Source organism: Nocardia sp. NPDC056952 (assembly GCF_042674185.1).
Taxonomy (GTDB): domain Bacteria; phylum Actinomycetota; class Actinomycetes; order Mycobacteriales; family Mycobacteriaceae; genus Nocardia.
Genome location: NZ_JBHURA010000007.1, coordinates 53123 through 70912, shown reverse-complemented (window position 1 = coordinate 70912; position 17790 = coordinate 53123). Strand labels below are relative to the sequence as shown.

Here is a 17790-nt window from a genome sequence, read left to right as displayed (position 1 = left end):
GCCGGTCCGGTTGCGGGGCTCTGCTCGGGCGAATCCTCGGTCACTTCGCGCCGCCGATCGCTCGCGGGGCACCGCTGCGCAGCTGGGTGCCGGGGATCGGGCTGGTGCGGCGGTAGGCGAGCAGGACGATCAGGACGGCGACGACGATCAGCACCACCGACAGGGCGACGGCCGCGTCGGGATCGGCTTCACGCTGGAGGTAGATCTCCAGTGGGAGGGTGCGGGTGCGGCCTTGGAGACTGCCCGCGAAGGTGAGGGTGGCGCCGAATTCGCCGAGGGCGCGAGCGAAGGCGAGGACCGCGCCGGAGATCAGCGCGGGGCGGAGCAGGGGAAGGGTGATCCGCCACCAGACCGTGCTCGGGCCCGCACCGAGCGTCGCGGCGATCTGCTCGTAGCGGCTACCCGCCGTCCGCAACGCCCCTTCGAGGGTGAGCACCAGAAAGGGCAGTGCCACAAAGGTTTGCGCCAGCACGACCGCGGTCGTGCTGAACGCGATCCGAATCCCCGCGGCTTCCAGGTGTTCGCCGAGCAGCCCCCGCCGGCCGAAGGTGTAGAGCAGCGCGATTCCGCCGACCACCGGCGGTAATACCAAGGGCAGCAGCACAAGAGCGCGCAACATCGGCAACCCTTGCCACCGAGCTCGCGCCAGCACCGCCGCCATCGGCACCCCGAACACCAGGCACAGCACGGTGCTCGCGGTAGCGGTGCGCAGGCTCAACCACAGTGCGTCCCTTGATGCTTCGGTACTCACGAGCTCAGCGAACCGACCCCACTCCACTCCCCAGGCCAACGCGGCCAGCGGGAGTACCACCAGTGCGAAACCGAAGACGGCGAGCACCGGCAACCACCGAGGCAGCCCGGTACTGCCGACACCGGTCACGGTGCGCCGAACCCCGCTGCGGCCAGGGCCGCGCGTCCGGTGGGGCCGGTGACCAGTTCGGCGAATTTCCGCGCGTTCGTGGCTTGCTTCGAATCGGCCACCACGGCAATCGGATAGGTGTTCACGGCAGCCGACGCCTCGGGAACCGCCACGACGCCCACCTTCGCACCCGCGGCGGAAGCATCGGTGACGTAGACGAAGCCGGCGTCGGCCTGGCCGGAGGTCACCTTGGTGAGAACATCGGCCACCGAGGATTCCTCGCTCACCGGACGCAGCGTGGCCCCCGCGGCGTCGGCGACCTTTTTCGTCGCCCGGCCGCACGGAACCTGGGGGGCACAGACGACCACGGTCGCGTCGGCGAGGTCGTTGATTCCGCTGATGCCCTTGGGATTTCCCGGCGCCGTGACCAGGGTGAGCACGTTGGTGGCGAAAGTGGTGGGGGCTGCGGTGATGCGGCCACTCTGGACGGCCTTGTCCATGGTCGGCTGGTCGGCCGAGGCGAAAACATCAGCGGGCGCTCCCGCTTGGAGTTGCGCGGCCAGGTCGGACGAGCCCGCGAACGAGAACTGCACGTCCACACCCGGATTCGCGGACTCGAAGTCCTTCTCCAGGCCGGTGAAAACGCTCTTCAGCGAAGCCGCGGCGAACACGGTGAGCGTGGACTCCTCGGTATCGCCACTCCCGCAACCACTCACGGTGACCAGCACCAGCGCGGCACCGAGCGCGACCCGGGCGATCATTCGGCGGCCTTCTCGACCACCACTGTCGTGGCCTTGACGCTGGCCAGCGCGACGCTGCCCGGCTCGAGCCCCAGCTCGCGCACCGATTCGCTGCTCATCAGCGAGACCACCGTGAAAGGACCGCATTGCATCTCCACCTGTGCCATCACCGTGTCGGTCACCACGCGAGTGACCAGACCGGGAAACCGATTGCGGGCCGAGCTGGCACTACCCACCTGGGTGTGTGGCGTGCGTGCCTGGTCGACGGCGCGTTCGGCCAGCTCCCGGCCGTCCAGCACCAGGCGGCCCGCGGCGTCCTTGGTCGCCGTGAGGGCGCCCGTGTCGATCCAGCGACGCACCGTGTCGTCGCTGACGCCGAGCAGATCGGCCGCTTCCTTGATTCGCAGTTTCGCCACCCGATCAGGATATGTCCGCAGATTCGGACATAACAAGAAAACAACTCCGCACTTCCGGAAACAACCGGTCGTGATATCCCATAATCGGGTCACACTTCATGGCCACCGGCGACGCGGCCAAGTACGCTCGAAGCCATCATGGCCACGTATTTCGATCCGAAGTCCTGGTCACTGGCAGGCGCTGTCGATATGGGCAAACGTCTGCTCGACCCGTCATGGATCGACCAGTGGCTCGGCTTCACCACGTCCTGGGCCGACCCCGTCGCCGACCTCGGTTCCGGCACCGTCACCGCGCTCATGCCCGATGTGCTGATGACCGTGCTCAGCGAGGGCATCCTCAGCCGTTTCGGCGGCCAGGAGATCAGTGCCACGCTGCTCGGGCACGACCTCACCGCCACCCTCGACACGTTCAAGCTGCGCAGACGCGGCGCTCACTTCCAGAGCAAGACAGTGCTGTCGAACCTGGTCTGGGACTCACATCCGTTCGACACGGTCACCGTGGTCGCGCACGGTGTGCGGCTGATTCCCGGTGTGCCGACCAAGGTCCGGGTCCAGCAGCTCGACATCGAGGGCACCATCGGCATCGGCGCGCTGGCGGACTGGGTGGACGCCCAGAACCTGGATTGGCGGGTGCGGCTCGACCAGCGCGGACAGATCGTCGCGACGCATCGCACGCGCAAGATGCGGGCGGTCGTCGACGGGCAGGTCTACGACAACCTGCTCACCCTCGACATCCGCAAGGCCAGTTGGTACGGCATCCGGCTCCCCAAGCGCGTGGTGCCCGCACCCGCGCTACTGCTCGACGACCTGCCCAACCGTGCCAGCATCTCCTACGCGCACCGGCGCGGTGACGTGGTGAAATTCCGGCTCGAACTGCCCGAGACCACCGGCTCGTTCGACCTGACCCAGATCCGCGACGCCATCATCGCGGGAACAACACTGATCGTCTTCTGATCAGTTCTGCGTGGCCCACCATTCCCGAAGGGCGGCTTCGGCCTCGTCCCGCGTCATCGGGCCGCGGTCGAGTCGCAGATCCTTCAGGTACTTCCACGCCTTACCGACCTGCGGCCCCGGCGGCAGCCCGAGCAATTCCATGATCGCGTTGCCGTCCAGATCCGGGCGCACCCGGGCCAGGTCCTCCTGCTCGCGCAGCGCCGCGATCCGCTCCTCCAGCTCGTCGTAGGTCGAGCGCAGGGCCGCCGCGCGGCGCTTGTTGCGGGTGGTGCAGTCGGCGCGCACGAGCTTGTGCAGGCGATCGAGCAGGTCGTCGGCGTCGGTGACGTATCGGCGCACCGCCGAATCCGTCCACTGTCCCTTGCCGTAGCCGTGGAAACGCAGGTGCAGAAACACCAGGCGCGCAACCTCTTCGGTGAACGCCTTCGGGTACTTCAGCGCTCGCATCCGCTTGCGCACCATCTTCGCGCCGACCACCTCGTGGTGGTGGAAGCTCACGCCGCCCGCGGGCTCGTTGCGTTTGGTGTCGGGCTTGCCGATGTCGTGCAGCAGTGCCGCCCAGCGCAATACCAGGTCGGCGTCGCCTTCCTCCTGGTCGATCGCCTGCTGCAGCACAATCAGCGAATGCTGGTACACGTCCTTGTGCTGGTGGTGCTCGTCGATCTCGAGCTTCATCGCGGGCACCTCGGGCAGCACGCGCTGCGCCAGACCGGTGTCGCACATCAGATTGATGCCGTCGATCGGGTGGTCGGCGCCGATCAGCTTGTCGAGTTCGGCGCGCACCCGCTCGGCGGTGATCCGGTCGATCTGATCGGCCATCTCGATGATCGCCGCACGCACCCGCGGCGCCACCTCGAAACCCAGCTGGGCGACGAAGCGCGCGGCCCGCAGCATCCGCAGCGGATCGTCGTCGAACGAATCCTGTGGCGCCGCTGGAGTATCCAGCACGCCTTCGAGCAGCGCTTCGATCCCGTTGAGCGGGTCGACGAATTCCAGCGACCCGTCGGCGGCGATCTTCACCGCCATGGCGTTCACCGTGAAGTCGCGGCGCACCAGGTCGCCCTCGAGGGTGTCACCGAAGGTGACCTCGGGATTGCGCGAGACCCGGTCGTAGGTGTCGGCGCGGAAGGTGGTGATCTCGAGCTGCTGGTCGTTCTTGGCCGCACTGACCGTGCCGAAGGCCAAGCCGCCGGTATCCCACAGGTGGTCGGCCCACCCACGCATCAACTCCTGCACGACCTCCGGCCGCGCGTCGGTGGTGAAATCCAGGTCGTTGCCGAGCCGGCCGAGCACCGCGTCGCGCACGCTGCCACCGACGAGATACAGACTGTGCCCCCGCTCGGCGAACATCGCCCCCAGCGGGGCCAAAACATCATTGAGCTGCCCCAGAGTCACCGCCGCCCCCGCCAGCAGGCGAGCACGACGATCCGCCACAGCATCAGGGACAACGTCAGGGGAAACCACAAACAAGCACTTTACTGGCGCCGTCGAATCGATTCCCCGCGCGCCCGAAGGAGCTGACAACACAGCTAAGCTGGCTGGGTGTCTCCTCCGGCCGATCGCGCGAACAGTCGACGCCGCCAGCCGCGGCGGCGCGGTTCGGCGAACAACGCCGGCAAACCCCGCATGCGTACCGTCCGGGAAACGTCGGCCGGCGGCCTGGTCGTCGAAGGGCTCGACGGCCCGAAGGAACAGCGCACCGCCGCGCTGATCGGGCGCACCGACCGTCGCGGACGGCTGTTGTGGTCGCTGCCCAAAGGACATATCGAAGAGGGCGAGACCTCCGAGCAGACCGCGATCCGCGAAGTCGCCGAGGAAACCGGAATCGACGGGGAAGTGGTCGCCGAGCTCGGCAGCATCGATTACTGGTTCGTCACCGAGGGCAGACGGGTACACAAGACCGTGCACCATTTTCTGCTGCGGTGTCTGGGCGGTGAGCTGTCCGACGCCGACGTCGAAGTGACCCAGGTTGCGTGGGTTCCGTTGAGCGAGTTGGATTCCCGGTTGGCCTACGCCGATGAACGGCGGTTGGCCGAAGTGGCGAACCGATTGATCGACCGGATGGAGACCGGCAAGCGATGACGGGTGGACTGATCCGGCTGATCACGGCGGTCCTGACCATCTTGGGTTCGATGACGCTGCTGCCCGCGGTCGCGCACGCTCAAACGGACGGGTCGGGAACGCCGAAGTTTCTCAAGCTGACCCTGGACGCGGTGGCTCCGGGCACTGTCACCACCGGCAGCGACCCGAAGCTGACCATCTCCGGCACGGTCACCAATATCGGCGACCGGGTCGTCGACGATGTGAGCGTGCGGATCCAACGGGCCGCCGCGGTGGATTCGCCGAGCGGGTTGCGCAGTTCACTACGGCTGGACCAGGTGAACTACGAGGTGACCGGTCCGTTCCAGGATGTGGCGCCGCAGTTGAGTCCCGGTCAGCGCAAACAGTTCTCGGTGAGCATCGCGTTGCGCGCGGGCTCGGAGGCATCGCTCGGGCTCACCGATCCCGGGGTGTATCCGCTGCTGCTCAACGTCAACGGTGAACCCGCCTACGGCACCCAGGCCAGACTCGACGACGCGCGATTCCTGCTCCCGGTCCTCGGACTGCCGCCCACGGGTGTGGACGGCAGCGCGGAACCGGCGGTGACGCCGCCGCCGGAAGCATCACCGATCGCGACCACGATGATCTGGCCGCTGGCCGACCGGCCCCGCATGGTCGCGGGCAAGCCCGGCTCGGTGAACGGCCAGGCCGAACTGCTCGACGACGAACTGGCGGCCTCGGTCGGCAAGGGCGGGCGTCTCGAACAGCTCGTCGCCGCGCTGGAATCGGTGGTGCCCGCGCCGGGCAAAGACAGAAGTGTGGCCGGATCGGTGTGTATCGCCATCGACCCCGACCTGGTCTCGACCGTGCAGACGATGACGCGCGGCTATCGGGTGCTGGCCAGTCCGTCGGATCCGAGCGGGGCGACCAGGGAGGGGGCCGGGGCGGCCAACGCGCAGGCCTGGCTCGACCGGTTGCGCGCGCTGGCCGGATCGATGTGCACGGTGGCCCTGCCGTTCGCGCAGGTCGACGTGTCGGCACTGGCCGCGGTGAACGATCCGGGTCTGTCGGCGCGGGCCCTGCTCGCGCCCGCCGATGTAGTGGACTCGATCCTCGGCACGCAGTCGCTGCGCGGGGTGAGCCTGCCCGATTCGGGCAGCATCGACGATCCGGCCGGGCTGTTGTTGCGCGAGCACGGATACGGCACGGCGGTGCTGGCCGGTTCCGCGGTGTCGGGTGACGGGTCGCCCGCCGATACCGACAACGCGCTCACCTCCGCCCCGACCACGCTCACACCCGATGTGGTCGTCGGTGGGGAACAGTCGGCGCCCGATGTCGTGCGGGTGCCGGGCGTGAGCGTGGAACCGCCCGCCGGCGCCACCGCCGGGACCGATCCCGCGCTGCGGGTGACCACCTTCGACATCTGGTCGGCCACCGCGCTGGCCGCGGTCGGCTCTAACCCGCCGACGCCGTCGTTCACGCCGTCGAAGGTGCGTTTCGACGTCACCAACGACTCACGCGCGGCCCGGTTGCAGGACGCGCTCGGCGCGATGGCGTGGAGTGCGCTCAATCCGTCGCCGGACCGGCCGCGCTCGCAGCTGCTGATGCCACCGCAGCAGTGGGGTGCCAGCCGGGAGGAGGGCGTCGCGCTGCTCAAACAGGTCGAACTGCTCACCCGCAACAACCTCGCGAGCCCGCGCAGCTTCACCGACCTCGTCACGCAGGCACCCGATCCGCGGCCGTTCGCGCTGGAGTACCTGCCGCGCGCCGCCCAGGACGCCGCGCCGGAACAGTTCATCGGACCGGTTCACGACCAAGGCGCCCGGGTGACCGAGCTGATGCGCGCACTGGTCGAACTGCCCGAATCCGAGCTCACCCCGCACGCGTTCCTCACCCCGGCGCGCGAGGACCTGCTGCGCGCGCTGAGCCTGTCCGACCGCAGGGCCGACAACGACACGCTCGCCGATCTGCACGCCCAGCGGCGCATCGACCAGGCGACCCGTGAACTGGACACGATGTTCTCCTCGGTCTCGGTGCTGCCACCGGGCGGGGTGTACACGCTGGCCTCCGAGCAGAGCCCGTTGTTGCTGGTGGCGCGCAATGAACTGCCCGTCGCCATCCGGGTGATGTTCCGGATCGAAGCGCCTGCCGAGACGAACATCACCGATATCGGCGAACAGCTGCTTCCGCCGTCCGGGACCCGGTCGTTCCAGATCCCGACCGAGGTGAGCGACAGCCGTAAGCTGGTCATTCCGATCGCCCTTACCACCCCGGACGGGATAGCGCTAGGAGAGGCGACCTCGGTCTCGGTGCGCTCGAACGCCTACGGTCAAGCCCTGGCCATAATTACCGCATGTGCCGCGATACTGCTGTTGCTGCTGGCCGGGCGCCGACTGCTGCGGCGGTTCCGCGGGCAGCCCGACCCCGCCGACGAAGGGTTCACCCCGGAGACGGTCGAACGGGCGGGTCGACTGCGGCGCGCACGTCAGCGGCTGCAACGGCAGTGAACACCCGCGCCTGACGCGCGGTCAGGGCACCATGACAGACAAGGACGAGAGTGGCACTGGTGAGCGAAACGCTCATCGGACCGGCGGGATTCGCGGGTTACGCCGGGTACAGGAGGCATGATGGGCGACGATGATTCCGCTCATCGGCGTGACCACGACGACGACCCGACCCTGCGCCGGGCGCCCAGTGCTCCGTGGGAACGTGGGATGACGGCCGGACAGGACGCCGACCGCGACGAGGCCGCACAGCACGTGGATCGGCGGCCCGGCGCGCCTGGTCATCGACCGGACCCCGCACCTCGCGATGGCCGACCGCCGGTACGCCCCGGTGATCCGGCGTTCGAACAGCCCGGTGGATTTCGTCAGCCGGTGAATCGGCCCGCGGTGGATCTGCCCGGCGCGCCACGTCATCCCGGTGAGCGGCCCGCCGCGCCAGGTCCTCGGCCCGGGGTGCGCCCCGAACAGGCCGGATACCGTCCCGGGCCGGATCACGGCGCTGCGCCGGCTCCCGGTCGCCCCACTGAACAGCCACCGGCCGGGTTCCGCCCGGCACAGGGTCAACCACGACCGGCCGACTACCACCCGGATCAGCAGCGGCCGCCGCAGGGCGAACGCCAAGGGCGCGGGCCCGCTCCCCGTCAACGACCGCCAGGCCAGGCGAATCGTTCGGGTGAATTCCCGCAGCAACAACGTCCCGGACCGCCCCCGCGCCCCGGCGTCGGCGGCCCTCCACAGCCCCCTGCCGGTCCGCCCGGCCGGCCACCGCGCCCTCCTGTTTACGGGCCGGACGGTCGCCCCGCACCTCCCCAGCAGCGCCCCGGACCCGGTTCCGCCGGGCGCTCAGGTGAATTTCCGCAACAGCAGCGCCCCGGACCCGGTTCCGCCGGGCGCTCAGGTGAGTTTCCGCAACAGCAACGACCCGGACCCGGTTCCGCCGGGCGCTCGGGCGGGTTCCCCCAGCAGCAACGACCCGGACCGGACGGGTTCGCCCCGCGGCGATCCGGGCCGAACCCATCGGGCGAATTCCCTCAGCAACGACCCGTCCCGCCGCGTGGTGGGCAGTCCGGCGCCATTCCGAGACAGGATCGGCCCGATCAGGCCGGTGGCCGCAGGCAAGCTCCGCCGGAGCAGGGACGTCCGGTGCCACCGCGGGGGAGTTTCCCCGGGATGCCCGCTGCGGATCCCGCGCGGGATGGGCGCCAGGCAGGTGCCGGATTCGGCGATCGTGGACGGAACGCGAGCGGTGTGCCTGCCGGGTCAGCGGAGCGGACTCAGGTCATCGCCCGGCCGAAGAAGGTAGCGGCCGAACCTGCCGACAAGGCGGGCGGCGCCCCGATGAGTGCCAACGCGAAGCTGCTCAAGGACTCGGGTTCGATCGCGGTCGCGACGCTGATCAGCCGGATCACCGGATTCGCCAAGCAGCTGCTGTTGCTGACGGTGCTCGGTCCGGCCATCGCGAGTGCGTTCATCTCGGCGAACCTGATCCCGAACATGGTCGCCGAGCTCGTCCTCGGCGCCGTGCTGACGGCCATCGTCGTGCCGACCCTGATCCGCGCCGAACAGGAGGACGCCGACAACGGCGCCGCGTTCGTGCGCAGATTGGTGACCGCGGCCTTCACGGTGCTGTTCGTCGCCACGGTGCTCACCTTGGCGGCCACGCCGATCCTGGCCGGTCACGTGCTCGTCTCCTCCGACGGCAAGGTGAACACGAACCTGACCGTCGCGCTGACCTACCTGCTGGCGCCCGCGCTGCTCTTCTATGGCATGTCCGCGCTGTTCACCGCGATCCTCAACACCAGGCAGGCGTTCAAACCGGGTGCGTGGGCCCCTGTGATGAACAATGTGGTCGCGTTGACGGTGCTGGCGGTCTACGCGCTGACACCCGGCGAGATCACGCTCGACCCGGTGCGCATGAGCGACCCGAAACTGCTGGTCCTCGGCCTCGGCATCACCGCGGGCGTGGCGACACAGGCACTCTGCCTGCTACCCGCGATCCGCAGGCACGGGATCAACCTGCGTCCGCTGTGGGGAGTCGACGCGCGACTCAAGCAGTTCGGCAAGATGGGCGTCGCGATCATCTTGTACGTGCTGATCAGCCAGGTCGGCTTGGTGGTCGCGAACAACATCGCCTCCTCGGCCGACGAAGCGGGTCCCGCGATCTTCGCGAACGCATGGGCACTGTTGCAGCTGCCCTACGGCGTGATCGGGGTAACTCTGCTCACCGCGATCATGCCGAGACTGAGCCGCAGCGCCGCCGACGACGACACCCCCGCCGTGGTCGACGACCTGTCCGTAGCCACGCGACTCACGATGATCGCGATGCTGCCGATCGTCACTTTCATGACTCTCGCCGGCCCGGAGATCGGCCAGGCGCTCTACGGCTACGCGCGATTCTCCGGCGACGCCGAACGGCTCGGCAGCGCGGTGAGCTGGTCGGCGTTCTCGCTCATCCCGTATTCGCTCGTGCTCATCCATCTGCGGGTGTTCTACGCGCGCGAGCAGGCATGGACACCGACCTGGATCATCCTCGGCATCACGACGATCAAGATCCTGATCTCGGCACTGGCGCCGGTCATCGCCCGCGACAGCGACGACGTGGTGATCGTTCTCGGTGTCGCCACCGGTCTCGGATTCACCGCGGGCGCGGTGATCGGCGGCGTGCTGCTGCACCGCAGCCTCGGCGACCTGCGAATGGTCAATGTCGGCCGAACTGTGACCAGAGTGTTGCTCGCCTCGATCGCAGGCGGCGCGGTGATGCTGATCGTCGACACGGTGACCGGACTCGACCGTGTCTCCGGCGGCGCGGGCTCGCTGCTGCGCGTCGTCATCGATTCGCTGGTCATGTTCTCGGTGGCCTTCGGCCTGATGCGTCTGGCCGGTATCCCCGAGGTTGTCGCCATCACCGTGGCGATCTCGCGCAAGCTCGGCATCACCCCGCCCGCGCCGGATCTCGGACTCGACGACACCCCGGCAGACGACATCTACGCGACCACCGTCCTGCGCCGTCCCGATACCTACGGATTCCCCGCATACGGGCAGTCTTTGGACACCCAGACCATGGTGCTTCCCGTCATTCGACCGGGCGCTGTTGACAGCACCGGTAAAGCACAGTTCCCGTACGCTGTTCCGCAGACCGACACGGGTTTTCAGGCCGAAGGAGGACCGAGGGTGAGCGATGACGCGGTGGGCGGCGTCCCGGCCGCTGATTCTGCGGCGCGCGCGGCAGCAGGAATGTCCACCGAGGTCGGGCCCGATGCGCCGAACTCGACGGATTCCGAGCATACCGACGCGCCAGACGAAGGCGATACGCACGAAGACGGCGCGCGTTCGGCCATGCCGCCGCACGATCCGACATACGACACCGGCATGTTGCCGATTCCACCGCAGGTGCCCCCGAGCGCCGCGGCCAACCGTGGGCAGCGTGGCCCCAAGCTCATCCCCGGCGCATCCGTCGCCGGTGGCCGGTACCGTTTGCTGGCCGGTCACGGCGGTGCGCGCGGGCTGAAGTTCTGGCAGGCACTCGATATCAAGCTCGATCGCGAGGTCGCGCTGACCTTCGTGGACGCCGATCAGACCTCGGGCGAGAACTCCGGTCACGACGGCCCGCAGGCGGTGCTGTCGCGCACGCTGCGGCTGGGCCGGATCAATTCGCCCGGCCTGGCCAGAGTCCTCGACGTGGTCCGTGGCAGCTCCGGCGGCATCGTCGTGGCCGAGTGGACCCCCGGTCGTTCGCTGCGCGAGATGGCCGAGACCGTGCCGTCGCCGGTCGGCGCGGCCCGGGCCATCAGGGCGCTCGCCTCGGCGGCCGAACTCGCTCACCGTGGCGGCGGCTCGCTGTCGATCGATCACCCCGATCGGATCCGGATCAGTGCCTCCGGTGACGCCGTCCTCGCGTTCCCCGGCACCCTCGGCGATTCCGACGCGCAAGGCGACGTCCGTGGCCTCGGCGCGATGCTCTACGCCCTGATCACCGCACGCTGGCCGATTCGTGTCGGCGGTGTCACCGGGTCGGCGGCCACCATCGGCGGTCTGCGACTGGCCGATTTCGGGCCGGACGGCACGCCGGTGGAACCGCGGCAGATCCGGCCGGAGGTGCCGTTCGAGATCTCGGCCGTCGCGGTTCGCTCGCTGGAGTCCAACAAGGGCGTGCGTACCGCTGCCACCGTGCAGCACGTGCTCGAGCAGGCCTCGGTCGTCGATCAGAAGACCGACTTCATTCCGGTCTTACGTCTGGGTCAGCGGGCTGTGGCCCCCGGTGCCGATTCACTCGCCGACCCGGAACTGCTCGCGGCCGAGCGGGAACGCTCCAAGCGGATGATGTGGATCATGGTCGGCCTCGGCGTGCTCGCCGCGCTGGTGGTCGGCGTGCTGATTTGGTGGATGGTCAGCATCTTCGCGCCCGGCGCGTCGGACAAGCCGCTGGACCAGCAGATCAATATCGGGCTCACCTCGAGTGTGGCGCCGCCCGCGGCGTCCGCACCGCCCGCCGACGACCCCGCGGCGGCGCCGACGAGTGTGCCGGTGCCGGTTACCGGTGCCGCGGTGTTCTCCCCGGAGGGCACCCCCGACGGCGCCGCGGCGGCGGGCGCGGTGCTCGACCACAACGCGGCGACGGTGTGGCGCACAGATCAGTACTTCCAGCAGTTCCCCGCCCTCAAGAAGGGCGTGGGGCTGCTGGCCACGCTGCCGACGCCGGCCAAGCTCACCAATGTGTCGATCACCTCACCCAGTGCGGGCAGCACGGTCGAGATCCGTACCTCGCCCACCGAGGCGCCCACTCTCGACCAGACCCAGCTGATCGGTTCGGCCAAGCTCGGCGACGGCATCACCGATATCGCCGTGCAGACCGATCAGGCCGCTCGTTTCGTGCTCGTCTGGATCACCGGCCTGGCGAATTCCGGCGGTCAGTTCCAGACCGCGATCGCCGACGTCCGCTTCGACGCGGCCCCTTAGTCTCATCGCGCCGTAAAACTCTCCCACCTCTGCTATCTGCGCAGGTGGTCGACCATTTCCGGGCCCGTTGCCGATCTTCATCGAACCGCGGTCCGGTTGGTGCGTAATTGTTATCAACGATATGATCCCCCCGCGCTCTCGGTTGAGAGTTACCCAGGATTTGTTGACGTCGATCCTGGACGCCGCGTTGTAGTCAGGTGATGGATCGGCCTTGTTCGTCGGCTCGAAGTCGCCGTAATGAGCGCTGTCCAAGGGGTCAGTTTTGTCGCCGGATGTCAACGAGCAAGTCCGCGGTGTGCCACCGCGGCAGGTCGCGCCCAGCGTCCGCTCGTTCCTGGAGAACGGCAGCGACAAGCAACTGCTTGCCGCCCACGTTCGCGGGGAACCGTATGTCTTCGCCGAACTGCTGCGCAGGCATTCCGACCATCTGTGGCAGACCGCGCTGCGCACGTCCTACAACCGCGAGGACGCCGCCGACTGTCTGCAGGACGCCTTGTTCTCGGCCCATCGCACCGCCGACTCGTTCCGCGCCGAATCCGAGGTGCGCAGCTGGCTGCACGCGATCGTGGTGAACGCCTGCCTCGACCGGATCCGGCGCAACAAGACCCGTCGCGCCGTGTCGATCCTGCCCGACACCATGCCCGAGGCGGTCGACCCGCACGACGCCTTCGCGCATTACGAACTGTCCACCGTCGTGAGCGAGGCGCTGTTCACCCTCCCTGACGAACAACGATTGGCCCTGGTCATGACCGAGATGGAGGGCCGCAGCGTCGCCGAAACCGCCGCTGCGCTCGGCGTGGCGCCGGGCACGATCAAGAGCCGATGCGCCCGAGCGCGCGTACGTTTGCAAGAACGTTTGGAATTTTTCCGGGATCCAGGGAACCGGATGTAGTCGGGATGCGTCATTAACAGTGACGAACAAGTCAGCGATGTAAATCCTGCGATCCGATATCGACAGAACAGGGGAGGTGCGAGGGTGTCTCGATCCGTGCCGCAGCCTCCGTTCCCGTCGGAACTGCTGGCCGATCTGCATGCCGACAACCTCGCGCCCGAATTGTGCGAGCAGCTGTGGCCCGTGGTCCGCACCGACGAAGACGCGCTGCACTACCTGAACAAGCTCGACGAGGTGAACACCCACCTCCGCACGCTCGCCACCGACGAGCGGGTCATGCACCGCATGCCCGACGACGTGGCCGACCGCATGTTCCGATTCGTCGCCGAACTCGACGCGGGGGAGGGCCCGACCGAGCGCATCACGCCGCTTGCGGCCGTTTCCCCCGTACCGGCCGACGAGGCCCCGATCTCGCTGGACCGCTACCGTTCCCGGCGCCGACTGGGGCTACTCGCCGCGGCCGCCGCCACCGTGGCCGTCCTGGCGGGCGCCGGCGCGGTGTTCAGCACGTTCGACACCACCGAGGGCACCCCCACCGCCGCGCCGTTCACCGAACCTGCGGCCGCCGACGAACTCACCACCGCCGCCGCACTACGCGCGCTGGGCAAACGCGACGTGATCGGCCCGCTGGCCGACGAAGCCGCCCTCACCCGCTGCGTGCAAGCCAACGGCATCGACCGCGCGGTGCTGGGAGCGTCGAATATCACTTTCCGTGGCTCCGATGCCGTCCTGGTCCTCGTCCAGGGCGAGCAGGCCCCCACCATCACCGCCCTGGTGGTCGGCACCGGCTGCACCACCGGCACCCCGGAACGGCTCACCCTGCGCGACATCGGCTGAGGGACCAGCCGCGAGGAAATACCGGGAACAACACCGTTTAGGCTGTTGTTGACCGACACGTCCCAGCTTTACTTCTCGGAAGGTCCCCATGAGCACGCCAGTTCGCGACCTGATCATCGTCGGCTCAGGGCCCGCCGGCTACACGGCGGCCGTCTACGCCGCCCGCGCGGAGCTTTCGCCGCTGGTCTTCGAGGGCACCCAGTTCGGTGGCGCCCTGATGACCACCACCGAGGTGGAGAACTTCCCCGGCTTCCGCGACGGCATCATGGGCCCCGACCTCATGGAGCAGATGCGCGACCAGGCCAAGCGTTTCGGCGCCGAGCTGCGCACCGAGGACGTCGACGCGATCGACCTGTCCGGCCCCGTGAAGAAGGTCACCGTCGGTGACGAGACCTTCGAGGCCTACGCCGTGATCCTCGCGATGGGTTCGGCCGCGCGCTACCTGAACGTGCCGGGGGAGCAGGACCTGCTCGGCCGCGGCGTGAGCGCCTGCGCCACCTGCGACGGCTTCTTCTTCAAGGGCCAGGACATCGTCGTGGTCGGCGGCGGCGACTCCGCCATGGAGGAAGCGACCTTCCTCACCAAGTTCGCCGCGAGCGTCACCATCGTGCACCGCCGTGAGGAGTTCCGTGCGTCACGGATCATGCTCGAGCGCGCCAAGGCCAACGAGAAGATCAAATTCCAGCTCAACTCCGAGGTTGTGAAGGTCAACGGTGAGAAGAGCGTCACCAGCCTCACCCTGCGCGACACCCGCACCGGCGCGGAGTCCGAGCTCGACGCGACCGGCCTGTTCGTCGCCATCGGGCACGATCCGCGCAGCGAACTCGTCAAGGGCCAGGTCGCACTCGACGGCGAAGGCTATGTGCAGGTGACCGATCCGGGCACCGCCACCGATGTCGCGGGTGTTTTCGCCGTGGGCGACCTCGTCGACCACACCTACCGGCAGGCGATCACCGCCGCGGGCACCGGCTGCCGCGCCGCGATCGACGCCGAACGCTGGCTCGCCGAGCAGGGCGACATCACCGCCAACACGCTCGACCACGCCGACGGCCCGGCCGCTGTGCGCGCCAACTGATTTCGAGTTCCACCCCTGTCGAGGAGACACCCATGGCCGAGAGTGCCAACACCATCACCGTCACCGACCAGTCCTTCGCCGACGACGTCCTGCTCAGCGAAAAGCCGGTGCTCGTCGACTTCTGGGCCGACTGGTGCGGCCCGTGCAAGATGGTCGCCCCCGTGCTGGAGGAGATCGCGGGCACCCACGCCGACAAGCTGACCGTCGCCAAGCTCGACACCGAGGCCAATCCCGGCACCGCCCGCGACTACCAGATCCTGTCGCTGCCCACGATGATCTTGTTCCAGGGTGGCAAGCCGGTGAAGCAGATCGTCGGCGCGAAAGGTAAGGCGGCGCTGCTGCGCGAGCTCGACGGTCTCATCTAACACAGAGCATCCGACAAAAGCGCTTCCTACCGGCCGACGCGCCGTAGGATGCCTGGACCCGGGATTCCCGCAAAGCGGCCCGGGTCTGAGACAATCGACGGACGCTCCGGCCGAAGGAAAGGGCTCTCACGCATGCACCGACTTCGTCACGGCGATTCAGGACCAGCCGTCGCAGAGGTTCGGAGCACCCTCGCAAGCCTCGGTTTCCTGCATCTCCCACACGTCGAATCCACTGACGGACCGGAGTATTGGAAGGACACCGAGGCGGTGTTCGATCGGCCCCTCGATTCGGCGATCCGCGCGTTCCAGCAGCAGCGCGGTCTCCTCGTCGACGGGGTGGTCGGTCCGGCCACCTATCGCGCGCTGAAGGAAGCCTCCTACCGGCTGGGTGCTCGCACGTTGATCTACCAATTGTCGGCACCGCTCTACGGTGACGACGTGGCCACCCTGCAGCGCAAGCTGCAGGATCTCGGCTTCTACGTGTACCGGGTGGACGGGCACTTCGGCCCGCACACCCACGACGGGCTCAGCGCGTTCCAGCGCGAGATCGGCCTGTCCGCCGACGGTATCTGCGGACCCGACACCTTGCGCTCGCTGGATCTGCTCGGCGCGCGCGTCACCGGTGGCAACCCGCATCGCATCGCCGAGGAAGAAGTGGTGCATCGTGCGGGCCCGCAGCTCACCGGCAAGCGGATCGTCATCGATCCCGGATTCGGCGGCACCGACAAGGGTTTCGCGGTGCCCACCGAGTACGGCGACGTCTACGAGTCGGAGATCCTGTGGGATCTCGCTTCCAGGCTCGAAGGCCGGATGGCCGCGACCGGCATGGAAACCTTCCTGTCCCGGCCATGGGGCGCCAACCCCACCGATGCCGAACGCGCCGACACCTCCAACGCCTTCGATGCCGACCTGATGATCTCGCTGCGCTGCGCGACCAGTGACAATCCGTCCGCGAAGGGAGTGGCCGGTTTCTACTGGGGCAACTCGCACGGTTCGGTGTCGATGATCGGTCAGGTACTGGCCGGTTTCATTCAGCGCGAAGTGGTGGCCCGAACCTCGGTGCAGGACTGCCGGACTCATCAGCGCACCTGGGACCTGTTGCGCCTGACCAAGATGCCGACCGTGCAGGTCGACCTCGGCTACCTCACCAACGACTACGATGCCTCGGTCCTCACCAACCCGCGCATGCGCGACGTGATCGCCGAAGCGATTCTGATCTCGGTGAAGCGGCTCTATCTGCTCGGCCAGGACGACCAGCCGACCGGCACCTACACCTTCGCCGAGTTGCTCGCCGAAGAACTGGCGGCCGCCGACGCGGGCAACGTGCCCGCCCCGCGCGTCTAGCCCCACACAAGACCAACGGCCCCGCGGTTGTCCGCGGGGCCGTTCTTGTTGTCTCGGGTCAGTGCGCGCCGACGCGCGAGGGCGGTTCCATCGACGCCGCCGCCAGGAGTTGATCGAGCGCGCGCTCGACGTCTTCCTTCCAGCCGTGATCGGAGTCGAGTTCCAGGCGCAGCCGGGGGAAGCGGTGGTGCGGGGCCACCACTTCGAAACCGACCTCGGCGAGGAAATCCGCGTCGATCATGCAGGTTTCGGGAGTGCACCTCGTCGCCGACGACGGGTCCCGCAGCGGCGCCGCGATCCGTTCCATCAGCCGCATCGACGATCCGAAGCCGCGATCGGCCACCGAACTCGACGGTGGGCCGTTGCGAATGCCGAACGCTTCCAGTGCCCGCACGCCACGACGCACCAGATCGGCCACCACGGCCTGAACGAGGCGATGGGCTACATCGGCCTCGTCGTAGGGGAATTCGGCCTGCAGCGTGGTCAGCAGGACCGCGTCCGGGCTTACGGGGGAGGTGGGGAACAGCGCGGAACGTGGCACGGCACTCGGGGGTGAGTACAGCGCGCAGCCCGCGAGGTTGTTGTCCACGTGGGCCACCTGCCCGCACGAACCCCACTCGAGCATCACCGTCGAGAGCCAGGCTTCCTTTTCGAAGACCGGATCGCTGAACGCGTGCGAGTCCGCGGCGACGGCCGGGTCGAGCTCCCAGAACACACACCGCCGCGTGTGCGCCGGGAGCTGACCGAGCCCGTCGAGAGTCAAAGCCGTGACGCTGGTCGACACCGCTCTGTTCAGCCTCCAGCTGTC

Annotated in this window: 15 protein-coding genes; 9 read left to right on the top strand and 6 right to left on the bottom strand. The window is 68.3% G+C overall.

Features of this window, described 5'->3' with window-relative positions; all coding sequences use genetic code 11:
* Positions 1-40 precede the first annotated feature (40 nt).
* The 3 genes from ACFTS5_RS23625 to ACFTS5_RS23615 are packed head-to-tail and all read right to left on the bottom strand — an operon-like array spanning position 41 to position 2015.
* Positions 41-880 carry an ABC transporter permease gene (locus ACFTS5_RS23625; protein WP_378634645.1) on the bottom strand — a complete coding sequence of 280 codons (840 nt, stop codon included), beginning with the start codon at positions 878-880 and terminating at the stop codon, positions 41-43.
* A complete protein-coding gene (gene modA / locus ACFTS5_RS23620) occupies positions 877-1620 on the bottom strand; it encodes a molybdate ABC transporter substrate-binding protein (RefSeq protein ID WP_378634643.1) in 744 nt (247 codons plus the stop codon). The genes ACFTS5_RS23625 and modA overlap by 4 nt, the downstream gene beginning before the upstream one ends.
* Positions 1617-2015: a molybdopterin-binding protein gene (locus ACFTS5_RS23615; protein WP_378634642.1), complete on the bottom strand. Its 399-nt coding sequence runs from the start codon at positions 2013-2015 to the stop codon at positions 1617-1619. Before ACFTS5_RS23615 ends, modA begins: the two co-directional genes overlap by 4 nt.
* 138 nt (positions 2016-2153) lie before the next feature.
* Between ACFTS5_RS23615 and ACFTS5_RS23610 the strand changes: the two genes are divergently transcribed.
* A complete protein-coding gene (locus ACFTS5_RS23610; RefSeq protein ID WP_378634640.1) occupies positions 2154-2969 on the top strand; it encodes a hypothetical protein in 816 nt (271 codons plus the stop codon).
* On the opposite strand, the gene ACFTS5_RS23605 is transcribed toward ACFTS5_RS23610, so the two are convergent.
* Positions 2970-4403, bottom strand: coding sequence for a CCA tRNA nucleotidyltransferase (locus tag ACFTS5_RS23605; RefSeq protein WP_378634639.1), 1434 nt, complete (start codon positions 4401-4403; stop codon positions 2970-2972).
* Between the two features lie 192 nt (positions 4404-4595).
* Between ACFTS5_RS23605 and ACFTS5_RS23600 the strand changes: the two genes are divergently transcribed.
* Together ACFTS5_RS23600 and ACFTS5_RS23595 are read left to right on the top strand one after the other, a co-directional pair.
* Positions 4596-5051, top strand: a complete 456-nt coding sequence (locus ACFTS5_RS23600; protein ID WP_228536794.1) for an NUDIX hydrolase — start codon at positions 4596-4598, stop codon at positions 5049-5051.
* On the top strand, positions 5048-7516 hold the full coding sequence (locus ACFTS5_RS23595; protein WP_378634637.1) for a DUF6049 family protein: 2469 nt from the start codon (positions 5048-5050) through the stop codon (positions 7514-7516). The genes ACFTS5_RS23600 and ACFTS5_RS23595 overlap by 4 nt, the downstream gene beginning before the upstream one ends.
* A gap of 72 nt (positions 7517-7588) precedes the next feature.
* Here ACFTS5_RS23595 and ACFTS5_RS23590 read toward each other — a convergent pair whose 3' ends face one another.
* On the bottom strand, positions 7589-8158 hold the full coding sequence (locus ACFTS5_RS23590; RefSeq protein WP_378634636.1) for a hypothetical protein: 570 nt from the start codon (positions 8156-8158) through the stop codon (positions 7589-7591).
* Positions 8159-8851: 693 nt separating this feature from the next.
* Here ACFTS5_RS23590 and ACFTS5_RS23585 point away from each other — a divergent pair.
* From ACFTS5_RS23585 to ACFTS5_RS23560, 6 genes are all read left to right on the top strand, one after another.
* Positions 8852-12469, top strand: coding sequence for a murein biosynthesis integral membrane protein MurJ (locus ACFTS5_RS23585; protein WP_378635245.1), 3618 nt, complete (start codon positions 8852-8854; stop codon positions 12467-12469).
* A gap of 295 nt (positions 12470-12764) precedes the next feature.
* Positions 12765-13361, top strand: a complete 597-nt coding sequence (gene sigM, locus ACFTS5_RS23580; RefSeq protein WP_378635242.1) for an RNA polymerase sigma factor SigM — start codon at positions 12765-12767, stop codon at positions 13359-13361.
* Positions 13362-13457: 96 nt separating this feature from the next.
* Positions 13458-14198: a hypothetical protein gene (locus ACFTS5_RS23575; RefSeq protein WP_378634634.1), complete on the top strand. Its 741-nt coding sequence runs from the start codon at positions 13458-13460 to the stop codon at positions 14196-14198.
* 88 nt (positions 14199-14286) lie between these two features.
* On the top strand, positions 14287-15273 hold the full coding sequence (trxB, locus tag ACFTS5_RS23570; protein ID WP_378634632.1) for a thioredoxin-disulfide reductase: 987 nt from the start codon (positions 14287-14289) through the stop codon (positions 15271-15273).
* A 32-nt stretch (positions 15274-15305) separates the two neighbouring features.
* Complete coding sequence (gene trxA / locus ACFTS5_RS23565; protein WP_378634630.1) at positions 15306-15638, top strand: thioredoxin; 333 nt, start codon at positions 15306-15308, stop codon at positions 15636-15638.
* 132 nt (positions 15639-15770) lie between these two features.
* Positions 15771-16982 (top strand): N-acetylmuramoyl-L-alanine amidase, encoded by a 1212-nt coding sequence (locus tag ACFTS5_RS23560; RefSeq protein ID WP_378634629.1) that lies wholly within the window; start codon positions 15771-15773, stop codon positions 16980-16982.
* Between the two features lie 58 nt (positions 16983-17040).
* Here the strand turns inward: ACFTS5_RS23560 and ACFTS5_RS23555 are convergent, their stop codons facing one another.
* Positions 17041-17766, bottom strand: coding sequence for a GNAT family N-acetyltransferase (locus tag ACFTS5_RS23555; protein WP_378635240.1), 726 nt, complete (start codon positions 17764-17766; stop codon positions 17041-17043).
* Positions 17767-17790: the final 24 nt, after the last annotated feature.

What these genes read in the sequence shown, in the direction of transcription:
- modA (WP_378634643.1), bottom strand. Translation starts at nt 1,620, where the DNA reads ATGATCGCCCGGGTCGCGCTCGGTGCCGCGCTGGTGCTGGTCACCGTG.
- ACFTS5_RS23610 (WP_378634640.1), top strand. Translation starts at nt 2,154, where the DNA reads ATGGCCACGTATTTCGATCCGAAGTCCTGGTCACTGGCAGGCGCTGTC.
- ACFTS5_RS23600 (WP_228536794.1), top strand. Translation starts at nt 4,596, where the DNA reads ATGCGTACCGTCCGGGAAACGTCGGCCGGCGGCCTGGTCGTCGAAGGG.
- ACFTS5_RS23595 (WP_378634637.1), top strand. Translation starts at nt 5,048, where the DNA reads ATGACGGGTGGACTGATCCGGCTGATCACGGCGGTCCTGACCATCTTG.
- ACFTS5_RS23585 (WP_378635245.1), top strand. Translation starts at nt 8,852, where the DNA reads ATGAGTGCCAACGCGAAGCTGCTCAAGGACTCGGGTTCGATCGCGGTC.
- trxB (WP_378634632.1), top strand. Translation starts at nt 14,287, where the DNA reads ATGAGCACGCCAGTTCGCGACCTGATCATCGTCGGCTCAGGGCCCGCC.
- trxA (WP_378634630.1), top strand. Translation starts at nt 15,306, where the DNA reads ATGGCCGAGAGTGCCAACACCATCACCGTCACCGACCAGTCCTTCGCC.
- ACFTS5_RS23560 (WP_378634629.1), top strand. Translation starts at nt 15,771, where the DNA reads ATGCACCGACTTCGTCACGGCGATTCAGGACCAGCCGTCGCAGAGGTT.